The sequence below is a fragment of the Streptomyces albidochromogenes genome (assembly GCF_005981925.1).
GTDB lineage: Bacteria > Actinomycetota > Actinomycetes > Streptomycetales > Streptomycetaceae > Streptomyces > Streptomyces albidochromogenes.
Window position 1 is genome coordinate 1 of sequence record NZ_VBVX01000174.1, and the last position, 14,081, is coordinate 14,081.

Annotated in this window: 10 protein-coding genes; 3 read left to right on the top strand and 7 right to left on the bottom strand. The window is 73.4% G+C overall.

The genetic code is table 11. The features are described 5' to 3' along the window. Positions 1-132 precede the first annotated feature (132 nt). The 4 genes from hemW to lepA all read right to left on the bottom strand — a co-directional run bounded on the left by hemW (position 133) and on the right by lepA (position 7,558). Positions 133-1,365: a radical SAM family heme chaperone HemW gene (gene hemW / locus E2E34_RS21430; RefSeq protein WP_138903546.1), complete on the bottom strand. Its 1,233-nt coding sequence runs from the start codon at positions 1,363-1,365 to the stop codon at positions 133-135. Between the two features lie 22 nt (positions 1,366-1,387). Continuing rightward, positions 1,388-3,388 (bottom strand): SpoIIE family protein phosphatase, encoded by a 2,001-nt coding sequence (locus E2E34_RS21435; protein ID WP_138903547.1) that lies wholly within the window; start codon positions 3,386-3,388, stop codon positions 1,388-1,390. A gap of 173 nt (positions 3,389-3,561) precedes the next feature. Beyond that, on the bottom strand, positions 3,562-5,451 hold the full coding sequence (locus E2E34_RS21440; RefSeq protein ID WP_138903548.1) for an AMP-dependent synthetase/ligase: 1,890 nt from the start codon (positions 5,449-5,451) through the stop codon (positions 3,562-3,564). Between the two features lie 241 nt (positions 5,452-5,692). After that, on the bottom strand, positions 5,693-7,558 hold the full coding sequence (gene lepA / locus E2E34_RS21445) for a translation elongation factor 4 (RefSeq protein WP_138903549.1): 1,866 nt from the start codon (positions 7,556-7,558) through the stop codon (positions 5,693-5,695). Between the two features lie 193 nt (positions 7,559-7,751). Here lepA and rpsT point away from each other — a divergent pair, with 193 nt between their 5' ends. Next, the gene (rpsT, locus tag E2E34_RS21450; protein ID WP_028813489.1) at positions 7,752-8,018 is read left to right on the top strand and encodes a 30S ribosomal protein S20; all 267 of its coding nucleotides are present in this window, start codon (positions 7,752-7,754) and stop codon (positions 8,016-8,018) included. A 629-nt stretch (positions 8,019-8,647) separates the two neighbouring features. On the opposite strand, the gene holA is transcribed toward rpsT, so the two are convergent. Then, the gene (gene holA / locus E2E34_RS21455) at positions 8,648-9,631 is read right to left on the bottom strand and encodes a DNA polymerase III subunit delta (RefSeq protein WP_138903550.1); all 984 of its coding nucleotides are present in this window, start codon (positions 9,629-9,631) and stop codon (positions 8,648-8,650) included. 143 nt (positions 9,632-9,774) lie between these two features. Between holA and E2E34_RS21460 the strand changes: the two genes are divergently transcribed. Continuing rightward, positions 9,775-10,020 (top strand): hypothetical protein, encoded by a 246-nt coding sequence (locus E2E34_RS21460; RefSeq protein ID WP_138896652.1) that lies wholly within the window; start codon positions 9,775-9,777, stop codon positions 10,018-10,020. A 61-nt stretch (positions 10,021-10,081) separates the two neighbouring features. Beyond that, complete coding sequence (locus tag E2E34_RS21465; RefSeq protein WP_138903551.1) at positions 10,082-10,540, top strand: pyridoxamine 5'-phosphate oxidase family protein; 459 nt, start codon at positions 10,082-10,084, stop codon at positions 10,538-10,540. A 264-nt stretch (positions 10,541-10,804) separates the two neighbouring features. Here the strand turns inward: E2E34_RS21465 and E2E34_RS21470 are convergent, their stop codons facing one another. Further along, the gene (locus E2E34_RS21470; RefSeq protein ID WP_138903552.1) at positions 10,805-13,318 is read right to left on the bottom strand and encodes a ComEC/Rec2 family competence protein; all 2,514 of its coding nucleotides are present in this window, start codon (positions 13,316-13,318) and stop codon (positions 10,805-10,807) included. Continuing rightward, positions 13,315-13,998, bottom strand: a complete 684-nt coding sequence (locus E2E34_RS21475; RefSeq protein WP_138903553.1) for a ComEA family DNA-binding protein — start codon at positions 13,996-13,998, stop codon at positions 13,315-13,317. The genes E2E34_RS21470 and E2E34_RS21475 overlap by 4 nt, the downstream gene beginning before the upstream one ends. Between the last annotated feature and the right edge of the window lie 83 nt (positions 13,999-14,081).

Genomic DNA, 14,081 nt, shown 5'->3' on the forward strand with positions numbered 1-14,081 from the left:
GGTGCGGGCTGCCTGGGGCTGGGGGCAAGCGACCGGTTCGGGTCCGCGGCTCCCTCCCTCCGGCCCGTCGGCGCTCGGGGACCGGACCCTGGTGCGGAGCTCCGCGAAGCGGCCGGCCGCGCCCCGGCGGGATCAGTCCACCAGGTCCCGGACCACCGCGTCCGCCAGCAGCCGCCCGCGCAGCGTCAGCACCGCCCGCCCCGCCGCGAACGGCTCCGGGGCCAGCAGGCCGTCGCCCAGCGCCCGCTGGGCCGCCGCCAGGCCCGCGGGAGCCAGCAGGGACAGCGGGCAGCCGTCCGCGAGCCGCAGCTCCAGCAGGATGCGCTCCACGCGCCGGTCCTCCGCCGGAAGCACCTCGCGCCCGGCCCCCGGGGAACGCCCGTCCCCCAGGGCCTGGGCGTAGGCGCCCGGGTGCTTGACGTTCCACCAGCGCACGCCGCCCACGTGGCTGTGCGCCCCGGGGCCCGCGCCCCACCAGTCCGCCCCGCGCCAGTACAGCTCGTTGTGCAGGCACCGCGCCGCGTCGGACGTGGCCCAGTTCGACACCTCGTACCACTCGAACCCGGCGGCGGACAGCGCTGACTCCGTCATCAGGTAGCGGTCGGCGTGCACGTCGTCGTCGGTCATCGGCACCTCGCCGCGCCGGATCCGCCGGGCCAGCTGCGTCCCCTCCTCCACGATCAGCGCGTACGCGCTCACGTGGTCGGGGCCGGCCCCGATCGCCGCGTCGAGCGACGCCTGCCAGTCCGCGTCGGACTCGCCGGGCGTGCCGTAGATCAGGTCGAGGTTGACGTGCTCGAAGCCCGCGGCCCGCGCCTCCGCGACGCACGCCTCCGGCCGCCCGGGCGTGTGCGTACGGTCCAGGATCTTCAGTACGTGCTGCTTGGCGCTCTGCATGCCGAAGGAGATCCGGTTGAAGCCGCCCTCCCTCAGCTCTGCCAGATACTGCGGATCGACCGACTCCGGATTGGCCTCCGTAGTGATCTCCGCGTCGTCCGCGAGCCCGAACTCGTCCCGGATCGCCCCCAGCATCCGTACGAGGTCGCCCGCCGCCAGCAGCGTCGGCGTACCGCCGCCGACGAAGACCGTCCGCACCGGGCGCGGGTCGTCGCCGAGGACCTTGCGGGCCAGGCGGACCTCCTCCACCAGCGTGTCCGCGTAGTTGTCGCGCGAGGCCAGCGCACCGCCCGAGCCGCGCAGCTCGGTCGCCGTGTAGGTGTTGAAGTCGCAGTAGCCGCAGCGGGTCGCGCAGTACGGGACGTGCAGGTAGAAGCCGAGCGGCCGCTCCGCCGCGCCGGCGAGGGCGTGCGCGGGCAGCGCCCCGTCGTGGGGCATGGGCTCACCGTCGGGCAGGACTGAAGGCATGCACCCATTGTCACAGCTCCGCTCAGGTGGCCTGGAGGACGAGCAGCGCCACGTCGTCGTCGGGCGGCGTCGGCGAGAAGGCGTGCACCTCGCGCATGATCCGCTCGGCGACACCCTCGGCGGTCAGCCCCACGCACCGCCCGAGCGCCGCCGCCAGTCCGTCCGCGTCGTCGAACATGCGCCGCCCGGAGCGCCGCTCGGTCACCCCGTCCGTGACGCACAGCAGGGTGTCGCCGGCCTGGAGCACGAAGGTCTCGCTCTCGTACGTCACGTCGTCGACGACGCCGAGCAGCACCTGGGACGCCGCCGCCGGCCGCACGCTCCCGTCGGGCCGCAGCACCAGCGGCAGGGGGTGTCCGGCGCAGGCGAGGGTGCAGCGCACCCCGCCGCCGTCCTCGGGCGCGAGCGGCACCAGTTCGCCGTACAGCAGGGAGAGGAAACGGGGCTGCGGCGCGGCGTCGCGCAGGGCGACGTGCCCTCCCGGCGGCACGCCGGGAGCGCCGGCCGAGGCCACCGCCATCCGCGCCGTCGCCTCCGCCGCCTCCACCGCGTCGTCGAGCAGCAGCCCGTTGAGGCGGCCCAACACCTCGCCGACCGCCCTCCCCTCGCGCGCGAGCAGCCGCAGCCAGGGGCGGACGAGGCCGGTGACGACCGCTGCCTCGGGGCCGTTGCCCTGGACGTCGCCGAGCGAGAAGGACCAGCTGCCCTTCGCGCCGGGGAAGACGTCGTAGAAGTCGCCGCCCGCGACGCCCTGGCCGCGCGGTTCGTACACGAGGGCCTTCTCGACGCCCGGGATGTCCGCCATCTGGCCCGGCAGCAGCGCCCGCTGGAGGACGTTGCTGATGGTGGCCTGCCGGGTGTACTGGCGGGCGGCGGCCACCGCCAGCGCGACCCGGCGTACGAAGTCCTCGATCAGGCCGGTCACCTCGTCCGGCATCCGCTCCAGCGCCGCCCGCCCCAGCATCAGCGTCCCGAGTCCGCGCCCGCCGGCGATCAGCCGGTACGCGACGGCGGCTCCGTCGCCGCCGGGACCGCCCTCGCAGGCGTCGGCGCCCCCGGCGTCGTCGGCACGGCCCGCGCCGCCGGCGCCCTGCGGGCTGGACGCGCCAGGCCACGGCACGGGCACCGGCCCGCCGCGCGCGGACCGCGGCAGCGCGGGCGGCGGCTCCTTCTCGACGTGCCGGCGCAGTTCCTCGATGCTGGACTCGCGCTGGTGCCAGACGCGGGACAGCCGCGGCGCCGCGCCCTCCTCCTCCAGCCACACCGCGCACCAGTCCGCGAGCCTCGGCACGAGGAGCTGCGCTGCCAGCGCCGCGATCATCTCCTCGTCGAACTGCCCGGTCAGGAGGTCGGACGCCTCCGCGAGGAACGACAGCGCACCCCGGTTGATCCAGTCGCTGTCGTACTCCCGCGCGGTCCGTCGCGGTACGGGCGCGAGGATCTCGGCGGCGCGCAGCCCGCGCTGCAGCGCCTGCTCCGCGCTGTCGGACGGCGCGGCGGGCCCGGCCGGCAGGGCGCCCTCGATGGCGATCCGGGCCCAGACGGTCTTGAGACCGGTGCGGTAGGTGACGCCCCAGCACGCGGAGAGGGCGGCGACCAGGTGCAGGCCGCGCCCGAACTCCTGGCCGCCGGTCGCGGGCGAGCCGCCGGCCTCGTTGCGTACGACGCGGGCGGGGTGGTGGTCGGAGACCTCGACGACCAGGGCAGCCGGGTCGTCCTCCGTCGCCTCCTCCAGGTGGCAGACCAGCTCGACGTTGGTTCCCGCGTGGACGACGGCGTTGGTCACCAGCTCGTTGACGAGGATCACCGCGTCGTCCGCGACCCCGTCGGTGAAACCCTCGGCGGCCGGCAGCCCGAGCCCCGTCCACTCGGCGAGCGCGGCCCGCACGAAGCGCCGGGCGGCGGCCGGCGCGAGGGGGTTTCCGGGCAGGCTGGTCCAGGCGGCCGACTGCGGATCGGGCAGTCCGGCCGGCAGGTGCGATGGACGGTACGTAGTCTTCCGCTGCCTCGGAATGGACCCCACTGTGCGGCTCCCCGTCGGTTCTCTGCTCACGCCGCTGGCGACATGGAACAGAGTGACAGACGGACGCCGCTCATAAGCGCGGAGTCACCGAAGTGGCCGTATCGAGTCCTGGCCGGGATCCGCGGAGCGGTGCGGGCGGGGCCGTTGCCCGGCCCCGCCCGCGCCGCTCGCCGCTACGCCTCGCGCGATCCGGCGTACATCTCCTCGATGAGGTTCTTGTACTCGCGCTCGACGACCGGGCGCTTGAGCTTGAGGCTCGGCGTCAGCTCGCCGTGCTCGATGTCCAGGTCGCGGGGCAGCAGCCGGAACTTCTTGACGGTCTGCCAGCGCTGGAGCCCCTCGTTGAGCCGCTTCACGTAGCCCTCGATGAGCTCCTCGGTCTTCTTCGACGCGACGACCTCGGCGTACGACTTGCCCTCCAGGCCGTTGTCCTTGGCCCAGCCGAGGATCGTGGGCTCGTCGAGCGCGATCAGCGCCGTACAGAAGTTGCGGTCCGCGCCGTGCACCAGGATGTTCGAGACGAACGGGCACACCGCCTTGAACTGGCCCTCGACCTCGGCGGGCGCGATGTACTTGCCGCCCGAGGTCTTGATCAGGTCCTTCTTGCGGTCGGTGATGCGCAGGTAGCCGTCCACGGACAGCTCGCCGATGTCCCCGGTGTGGAACCAGCCGTCCGGCTCCAGCACTTCGGCGGTCTTCTCGGGCAGCTGGTGGTAGCCCTGCATGATGCCGGGGCCGCGCAGCAGGATCTCGCCGTCGTCCGCGATGCGCACCTCGGTGCCGGGGAGCGGCTTGCCGACGGTGCCGGTGCGGTACGCCTCGCCGGGGTTCACGAAGGAGGCGGCGCTGGACTCGGTCAGCCCGTAGCCCTCCAGGATGTGGATGCCCGCGCCGGAGAAGAAGAAGCCGATGTCGGGCGCGAGCGCCGCCGAGCCGGAGACGCAGGCGCGCAGCCGGCCGCCGAACGCCTCACGGATCTTGGCGTAGACGAGTTTGTCGGCGACCTTGTGCTTGGCGGTCAGCCCGAAGGGCGCGGAGGCGGTGCCCGTGCGGCGGAAGTTGTCCTGCGTGACCTTGGCGTACTCGCGGGCCACCTCGGCGGCCCACTGGAAGATCTTGTACTTCGCGCCGCCGCCGGCCCGCGCCTTGGCGGCGACGCCGTTGTAGACCTTCTCGAAGATGCGGGGCACGGCGGCCATGTACGTCGGCTGGACCACCGGCAGGTTCTCGATGATCTTGTCGACCCGGCCGTCCACGGCGGTGACGTGTCCGGCCTCGATCTGCCCGGAGGTCAGCACCTTGCCGAAGACGTGCGCGAGGGGCAGCCAGAGGTACTGCACGTCCGTGGCGCTGATCAGCCCGGTCGCCACGGTCGCCTTCGCCATGTACGCCCAGCAGTCGTGCGGCAGCCGTACGCCCTTGGGGCGGCCGGTGGTGCCCGAGGTGTAGATGAGCGTCGCGAGCTGTTCGGCGGTGATGGCCTCCACCCGCTCGGCGACGGCCTGCGGGTGCTTCTCCAGGTACGCCGCCCCGCGTGCCTCCAGCTCCGCGAGCGTGACCACCCAGCCCTCGGGGTCGTCCTCGGCCGGCTCTACGCCGGTGGCGTCGATGACGACGACATGGGCGAGGTTGGGCAGGTCGGCCCGGCGCTCGCGCGCCTTGGCGAGCTGCGAGGCGTCCTCGGCGATCAGCACCCGGCTCTCGGAGTCGGCCAGGATGTACGCGGACTCCTCGGCGTTGGTCGAGGGGTAGACCGTCGTCGTGGCGGCGCCGGCGCACATCACGCCGAGGTCCGCGAGGATCCACTCGACCCGGGTGTTGGAGGCGAGCGCCACCCGCTCCTCGGGCTGTACGCCGAGATCGATCAGGCCGGCGGCGATGGCGAACACGCGCTCGGCGGCCTGCCCCCAGCTCAACGACTTCCAGGCGTCGGCTCCCTGCCCGGCGGCGGCCGGCACGGGGTACCGGTAGGCCTCGGCATCGGGCGTGGCAGCCACGCGCTCAATGAAGAGGGTCGCCACCGACGGCGGCCGGTTCTCGATCAAGGTCTGTGTGTCGCTCACGACGTCCTCCGGGCCTGCGGCATGCTGCACGACTGACTGGTATTTAACTGGCGAGTAACCTTCGAGTGGTGATCAGAGTAGAGCGCGAGGGGCCGGGGCGTAAGAGGCTGCGGCGCGCGGCTTCATAACGGTACGGAACCGCTGGTCACTCCCGATCCCTCACACACGAAAGCGCCCGTCCGTGAGTACGGAGGGCGCTTTCGTGTGCTGTTCGATCGCGGTGGCGGGTGGCGGCCGGCGCCTACTTCTTCTTGCCGCCGGAGTCGTCACTGGACAGGACCGCGATGAAGGCCTCCTGCGGGACCTCCACGCTGCCGACCATCTTCATCCGCTTCTTGCCTTCCTTCTGCTTCTCCAGCAGCTTCCGCTTACGGGAGATGTCACCGCCGTAGCACTTGGCGAGGACGTCCTTGCGGATGGCGCGGATGGTCTCGCGCGCGATGACGCGCGAGCCGATGGCCGCCTGGATCGGGATCTCGAAGGCCTGGCGCGGGATGAGCTCGCGCAGCTTGGCGACGAGCCGTACGCCGTACGCGTACGCCGCGTCCTTGTGCGTGACGGCGGAGAAGGCATCGACCCGGTCGCCGTGCAGCAGGATGTCGACCTTGACGAGCGAGGCGGACTGCTCGCCGGTGGGCTCGTAGTCGAGGGAGGCGTAGCCGCGCGTCTTGGACTTCAGCTGGTCGAAGAAGTCGAAGACGATCTCCGCGAGCGGGAGGGTGTAGCGGATCTCGACGCGGTCCTCGGAGAGGTAGTCCATGCCCAGCAGCGTGCCGCGGCGGGTCTGGCACAGCTCCATGATCGCGCCGATGAACTCGCTCGGGGCGAGGATCGTTGCCCGCACCACCGGCTCGTACACGTCCGAGATCTTGCCCTCGGGGAACTCGCTCGGGTTGGTGACCGTGTGCTCCTTCCCGTCCTCCATCACGACGCGGTAGACCACGTTGGGCGCGGTGGCGATCAGGTCGAGCCCGAACTCGCGCTCCAGGCGCTCGCGGATCACGTCGAGGTGCAGGAGGCCGAGGAAGCCGACGCGGAAGCCGAAGCCGAGCGCCGCCGAGGTCTCCGGCTCGTACACCAGCGCGGCGTCGTTGAGCTGAAGCTTGTCGAGGGCCTCGCGCAGGTCGGGGTACTCCGAGCCGTCCAGCGGGTACAGGCCCGAGAAGACCATCGGCTTCGGGTCCTTGTAGCCGCCGAGGGCCTCGGTGGCGCCCTTGTTCATCGAGGTGATCGTGTCACCGACCTTGGACTGGCGGACGTCCTTCACGCCGGTGATGATGTAGCCCACCTCGCCGACGCCGATGCCGTCGGACGGCGTCATCTCCGGGGAGGAGACGCCGATCTCCAGGAGCTCGTGGGTGGCGTTCGTCGACATCATCCGGATGCGCTCACGCTTGTTGAGCTGGCCGTCGACCACACGTACGTACGTGACGACGCCACGGTACGAGTCGTACACCGAGTCGAAGATCATCGCGCGGGCGGGCGCGTCGGCCACGCCGACCGGGGCCGGCACGTCGCGCACGACCCGGTCCAGGAGCGCGTCCACGCCGAGACCGGTCTTCGCCGACACCTTGAGCACGTCCTCGGGCTGGCAGCCGATGAGGTTGGCCAGCTCCTCGGAGAACTTCTCCGGCTGGGCGGCCGGCAGGTCGATCTTGTTGAGGACCGGAACGATCGTGAGGTTGTTCTCCATCGCCAGGTAGAGGTTGGCGAGGGTCTGCGCCTCGATGCCCTGGGCGGCGTCCACGAGGAGGACCGTGCCCTCGCACGCGGCGAGCGACCGGGAGACCTCGTACGTGAAGTCGACGTGGCCAGGCGTGTCGATCATGTTCAGGATGTGGGTGTTGCCCACGTCCGGGCCCTCGTTGGGCGCCCAGGGCAGGCGTACCGCCTGGGACTTGATCGTGATGCCGCGCTCGCGCTCGATGTCCATCCGGTCGAGATACTGAGCACGCATCTGCCGCTGGTCGACCACACCGGTCAGCTGGAGCATCCGGTCGGCGAGCGTGGACTTGCCGTGGTCGATGTGCGCGATGATGCAGAAGTTGCGGATCAGCGCCGGGTCGGTACGGCTCGGCTCGGGCACGTGGGTAGGAGTCGCGGGCACGCAGGGTCTCGTCTCGGGGCGATGTTGGATCGATACGTAGCTTCCATGGTCCCACGGACGGCGCCCGGGCCTCGGTTTGGGCCGCCCGGCGGGCCGCTGGTACGCTGAGCAGCTGTGTCTCACAACCCTCGGAGTAGCTCTCCGGCCGGCGGGGCACTCATCGAAGATCCAACGAACCTGTAGAGGCTCTTTCGTGGCGAACATCAAGTCCCAGATCAAGCGGAACAAGACGAACGAGAAGGCGCGCCTGCGCAACAAGGCCGTCAAGTCCTCGCTCAAGACGTCGATCCGCAAGGCCCGTGAGGCTGTCACCGCTGGTGACCTCGAGAAGGCCACCGTGGCCGTCCGCGAGGCCTCCCGCAAGCTCGACAAGGCAGTCTCCAAGGGAGTCATCCACAAGAACGCCGCCGCCAACAAGAAGTCGGCGCTGGCGCACAAGGTTGCCTCCCTCCAGGGCTGAGCATTCGCTTGTACGACCCGCACGATCGCCGGTAGGGACTCAGCGGGCCCTCTCTTCCGCTCCTGACCCGGCACCTCGCGCCGCACGCGGCCTGCGTTCGCCACGCGGGTGCGGCGCATCAAAGCTTTGACAGGCTTCAGGGCTTCATACGAAGGCCCCGGTCGCCGTCCTCCCCAGGACGGCCGGCCGGGGCCTTCGTGCTGCTCGCCTTCGGGGTGCGCGAGGCGGCCTTCGTGCTGCTCGCCGTCGGGGTGCGCGAGGCGGCCTTCGTGCCGGTCGCCGTCGGGGTGCTCGGGGCGGGCTTGGTGCCGGTCGCCGTCGGGGTGCTCGGGGCGGGCTTGGTGCCGGTCGCCGTTGGCGTGCGCGGGGCTGGCCTTCGTGCCGGTCGCCGTTGGGGTGCGCGGGGCTGGCCTTCGTGGCGGTCGCCGTTGGGGTGCTCGGGGCGGAGGGCGCTGGTGCGCCGGGCGCTTGTCCGTGCCTGGGCCCCTGCCGGTGGCGGGGCCCTTGCCCACCGCTCCACCGGTGACGGGGCCCTTGCCACCGCTCCACCGGTGACGGGGCCCTTGCCACCGCTCCACCGGTGACGGGGCCCTTGCCACCGCTCCACCGGTGGCGGGGCCTTTGCCGCTCTACCGGTGGCGGGCGGCGCGGGCGACGGTGACGACCGCCTTCTCCAGCGCGTACTCCGGGTCGTCGCCACCGCCCTTGACGCCGGCGTCGGCCTCCGCGACGGCCCGCAGCGCGAGCGCCACGCCGTCCGGTGTCCAGCCGCGCATCTGCTGCCGCACCCGGTCGATCTTCCACGGCGGCATACCGAGCTCGCGGGCGAGGTCGGCGGGGCGCCCGCCACGCGCGGAGGACAGCTTGCCGATCGCACGGACCCCCTGCGCCAACGCGCTGGTGATCAGCACGGGCGCCACGCCGGTGGACAGCGACCAGCGCAGGGCCTCCAGGGCCTCGGCCGCCCGGCCCTCCACGGCGCGGTCGGCGACCGTGAAGCTGGAGGCCTCGGCGCGCCCCGTGTAGTACCGCCCGACGACGGCCTCGTCGATCGTCCCCTCGACGTCCGCGACGAGCTGCGCCACGGCGCTGGCCAGCTCGCGCAGGTCGCTGCCGATGGAGTCGACGAGGGCCTGGCACGCCTCGGCGGTGGCGGAACGGCCCAGCGCGCGGAACTCCGACCGTACGAACGACAGACGCTCGGCGGGCTTGGTCGTCTTGGGACAGGCCACCTCGCGCGCCCCGGCCTTGCGGGCCGCGTCGAGCAGACCCTTGCCCTTGGCACCACCCGCGTGGAGCAGTACGAGCGTGATCTCCTCGGCGGGAGCGTCGAGGTACGCCTTCACGTCCTTGATCGTGTCGGCGGAGAGGTCCTGCGCGGTGCGCACGACGACGACCTTGCGCTCCGCGAACAGCGAAGGGCTCGTCAGCTCGGCGAGGGTGCCGGGCTGGAGCTGGTCGGGCGTGAGGTCGCGGACGTCGGTGTCGGCGTCGGCGGCGCGGGCGGCCGCCACCACTTGCTGCACGGCGCGGTCGAGCAGCAGATCCTCCTGCCCCACGGCGAGGGTGAGGGGAGCGAGCGGGTCGTCGGTCGAATTCTTCCTGGTGGCCATCGTGGTCCAGCATCCCACGGCCCACTGACAGCGCTCCCTTCCGTACGGGCTCAGGACCCCTTTCTGCCGCGGCCGCGCGTCCCTTCCGTGCCGGCCGGCGGCCCCTTCCGTGCCGGGGAACGTCCGTGTTGGAGAATGGGCAGGTGAGCGATGTGAGACACGTACTCGTCCTGCCCGACCGCGAAGCCGCCGAGGAGGTGGCCGTGGCGGTCTGCGAGCGCTTCGGAGCCGTCGAGGAGCCGCAGCTCGTACGGGACTCGCTGGCCGGTGAGGACGACGCCGAGGACGCGCAGTGGCTGGTCGTCGTCGAGGACCCGGGCGGGCGGCTCGACGACGGGGCGCTGCACGCGCTCGCCGGCGAGTACGAGGGCTGGCTCGAACGGCCCTGACCTGCGGACCTAGGTCGTTCGCCCGAGGCGCGCGAAGGCGGGCCGTCGATAGCGTGCGGGCATGACGACCACGGAACCGGCGCGCCACCGCGAGCAGCGCAGACAGGACGTCCTGGACCGCCTGGAACAGGACGACGACCTCTGGGTCGCCACGGCGTCGCCGGGCGGTGAACCGTGCCTGGTGCCGCTGTCGTTCGTGTGGGACCGGGGGACGATTCTGATGTGCACCCGGCGGACGAACCCGACGGCCCGGAACCTGACCCCGGCGGGGGAGGCGCGTGTCTCCCTCGGCCACACCCGGGACGTGGTGCTGATCGAGGGCACCGCCGAGCCCGTGGAGGGCTCGGCGCTGGCGACGGAGTCCGCCGACGCCTTCGCGGCGAAGCTGGGCGGCTGGGACCCGCGCGACCGCACGTCGTGGGTGTACCTCCGCCTCACGCCACGCACCGTCAAGGCGTGGCGCGAGGAGAACGAACTGCCCGAGCGCGAACTGATGCGGGACGGCGCCTGGCTGGTCTAGGCCCCCTTTCCGAACGCGCCGAGGGTGCGCCGCGTCGGCTTCCGTTGCCCGTGACCGCCGCGGCTTGCGCGGTCGTACTGGCCTGCCTGAGCGGGTGCTCCGGCTCCCCGGCGGTGTCCGCGCCCGCCGGCCCTGCGGCCCGGCTCTCCACCTGGCTTACGGGCCGCGGTCCGTACGGCGCCGCGGTCGGGGTCCGCACGGCGCCGCCGGTCGGGTCCGTACGGCGCCGCGGTCCATACGGCCGCAGGCTCGTGGTCAGCACGGCTACAGGGCATCCCTCCCCGCGGGTACCGCCCGCAGGCCCGGGCCCGCCCCCGTAACAGCGATCGCCCCGTCCGTGTCCGTGCGCAGCACCGTGGCCCCGCCCGTGCGCAGTGCGGTGAGCGTCCGGGGCGAGGGGTGGCCGTACGGGTTGTCCCGGCCGCAGGAGACCAGCGCGAGCCGGGGCCGGGCGCGGGCGAGCAGGGCCGGGTCCTGATACGCCGAGCCGTGGTGGGCGACCTTCAGTACGTCCACGGACGGGAGCATCGGGTGCGCCCTCAGCAGGGCTTGCTGCGCCGGGGGTTCGAGGTCCCCGAGGAGCAGCAGGCTGAGGGCGCCGGAGCGGACGAGGAGCGTGACGCTGGCGTCGTTGGGTTCCTCCGGGTCGGGGGCGGGGAAGGGCGGCGGCCACAGGGCCCGCCAGGACAGCGGCCCGATCCGGCGCCGCTCCCCGGGGCCCGTCTCCAGCAGTGGCACCCCTGCGGTGGCCGCCGTCCTTCGGACGAACGCGCTCTGTTCGGCGGGCTCCTGAAGGGCCGTCGTACGGATCTCCCCCACGGACCGGCCGCGCAGTACGCCCGGCAGCCCCGCCACGTGGTCCGCGTGGAAGTGCGTGAGCAGGACGAGCGGGACGCGGGTGACGCCGAGTGCGCGCAGGCAGCGGTCGACGCGCAGCGGGTCCGGGCCCGCGTCGACGACCACGCCCGTTCCCGCACCGGCCGCGAGGACGGCGGCGTCTCCCTGGCCGATGTCGCACATGGCGAACCGCCAGCCGGGCGGCGGCCAGCCGGTGACGATCCGGGTGAGGGGCGCCGGCCGCAGGACGGCGAGCACCAGGAGGAGCGCGCAGGCCGCGCTCAGCCACGGGCGGTGCGCAAGCCGGCGGGCCATCGCCACGGCGACGGCCGTCAGCGCTGCCAGCAGCAGCCCGCCCCGCCAGCCGCCCGGCCAGTCGATCTCCGCGCCGGGCAGCGCGGCCCCGTTTCGGGCAATGGAGGCGATCCACCCGACCGGCCAGCCGGCGCACCGGGCCAGCAGTTCGGCGGCGGGCATCGCCACCGGGGCCACGGCCAGGGCCGCGAACCCGAGCACCGTCGCGGGGGCGACCGCGAACTCGGCGAGCAGGTTGCACGGGATCGCCACCAGGCTCACCCTGGCCGCCATCATGGCGACAACGGGCGCGCACACCGCCTGGGCGGCGGCCGCCGCTGCCAGCACCTCGGCGAGCCTCGGCGGAACGCCGCGCCGCCGCAGCGCGGCGCTCCAGCGCGGGCCGATCGTGAGAAGGGCGCCCGTGGCCAGTACGGACAGCAGGAAGCCGTAACTGCGGGCCAGCCACGGGTCGTACAGGACGAGCAGCAGAACGGCGGCCGCGAGGGCGGGGATCATCTGCCTGCGGCGTCCGGTGCCGATGGCGAGCAGCGTGATGAGCCCGCAGGCCGCTGCCCGCAGCACGCTCGGCTCCGGCCGGCACACGACGACGAACGCGAGCGTGAGCACCCCGCCGAGCAGGGCCGTCGCCCGCAGCGGGATGCCCAGGCGCGGGGCGAGCCCGCCGCGTTCGGCGCGCAGGGCGGTGCCGGGCGGGCCGATCAGCAGGACCAGGATGATCGTGAGGTTGCTTCCCGATACGGCGAGGAGGTGAGTGAGGTCGGTCGCCTCGAAGGCCTCCTGCAGCTCTGGCGGCACGCGTGAGGTGTCGCCGACGACCAGCCCGGGCAACAGCGCCCGTGCGTCCGGCGCGAGCCCGTCGGTCGCCTCGCGCAGCCCGGCCCGGAGCTCCCCGGCCGTACGCTGCACGGCGGTCGGCGGGCGCACGACCTCGGGACGCGCGCCGTGCGGTACGCGCAGCACGGCGGCGATCCGGTCACCGCCGCCGCCTTCCGTCGGCGGTGCGAGCGGCGCCGTGAGCCGCAGCCCGGTGGAGGGCAGCAACCGCTGCCACGCGCCCGTCGCCGGCCCACGCGCCCGGACGACCACCAGGACCGGTGTGCGTACATCGGTCGAGGCCCGGCCGGGTCCGGCGCCCCGGGTGACGCGGGTGATCTCCGCATTGAGCACCAGCGACCTCGGCAGGGTGTGGTCGCCGCGCACCCGGGGCCGGGTCGCGCGGGCGTCGGAGGTCACCGTGAGCTCCGCCGTGACGTGCGCGTACTGGTGCGCCAGCCCGGGCACGGGGCCCCGGTGGAGGTCGGCGGCGTGCAGCCCGGCCGAGGTGGCCCCCGCCGCCGCGCACAGCAGGCCGGCGGCGACGGCCGTACAGCCCGCCCCGCGCGCGGCAGCGGTCGCCCGGCCCCCGCGCCGTGACGCCCGCGCCGCCAGCAGCCCGGCGGCCACCACCACGCACACCACCGCGAACCCCGCGGCCCACCGCCCGGTCGCCCCCACGGCGAGGGCAGCAGCGCCCCAGGCCGCCAGAGCGGGCGGCACCAGACGCAGGTCGACGGGGCCGTCCTGCCAGGGGTCGGAGGCCCCGAGCCGATGTCCGGACGCGCTGTGAACCGCCGGGCGCGTCATGGCCGTACGAGCGGCTGGAGGTCCGCGAACCGGCGGTCGCCGATCCCTTTCACCTCGCGGAGCTCTTCGACGGAGCGGAAACCGCCGTGCTCCGTCCGGTAGTCGATGATGTGCTGGGCCAGGACGGGTCCGACGCCGGGCAGCGTCTCCAACTGCTCGGCGGTGGCGGCGTTCAGGCCGATCGGCCCTGTCGCCGGTCCGGCGGCCGCCGGACCGCCGTTGGCGGCGGGGGTCGTCCCGGGCGGTCCGGGTGGTCCGGGGACGCCGACGGTCACTTGCTCGCCGTCCATGAGCAGGCGCGCGCGGTTGAGCCCGGCGGTGTCCGCCCCCGTCGTGACGCCGCCCGCGGCCCGCAGCGCGTCGGCGACGCGCGATCCGGCGGGCAGCCGGTGGACACCCGGTTGTCGTACCTTGCCGTTGACGTCGACGACGATGCGTTCCTGGCCGGCCCCTGGCCCCGGACCGGGCTCACCGGTGGCGGTCGTCGCAGGCGGCCCGGGTGAAGGCTCGGGCCGAGCCGCCGCATGGCCTTCGCCGACGACGCGCGGAGGCTGTACGGGCTGCGGCCGCCCCGTCCAGAAATGCTGGACCGCGAAGGCGGCGGCCACCACGAGGACCACCGCCAGCGCGGCCAGCGTCCGGGGTTCGAACCCGCACCGCGACTGCACCCAGACGGGCATTCGCTCCACCACGGCCGCCCGCGCCCGCCCCAGCCCTGTCTCTTATACACACTGACGCTGCCGACGATCGCATAAGTGTAGAT

What these genes read in the sequence shown, in the direction of transcription:
- hemW (WP_138903546.1), bottom strand. Translation starts at nt 1,365, where the DNA reads ATGCCTTCAGTCCTGCCCGACGGTGAGCCCATGCCCCACGACGGGGCG.
- holA (WP_138903550.1), bottom strand. Translation starts at nt 9,631, where the DNA reads ATGGCCACCAGGAAGAATTCGACCGACGACCCGCTCGCTCCCCTCACC.
- E2E34_RS21465 (WP_138903551.1), top strand. Translation starts at nt 10,082, where the DNA reads ATGACGACCACGGAACCGGCGCGCCACCGCGAGCAGCGCAGACAGGAC.
- E2E34_RS21470 (WP_138903552.1), bottom strand. Translation starts at nt 13,318, where the DNA reads ATGACGCGCCCGGCGGTTCACAGCGCGTCCGGACATCGGCTCGGGGCC.
- E2E34_RS21475 (WP_138903553.1), bottom strand. Translation starts at nt 13,998, where the DNA reads ATGCCCGTCTGGGTGCAGTCGCGGTGCGGGTTCGAACCCCGGACGCTG.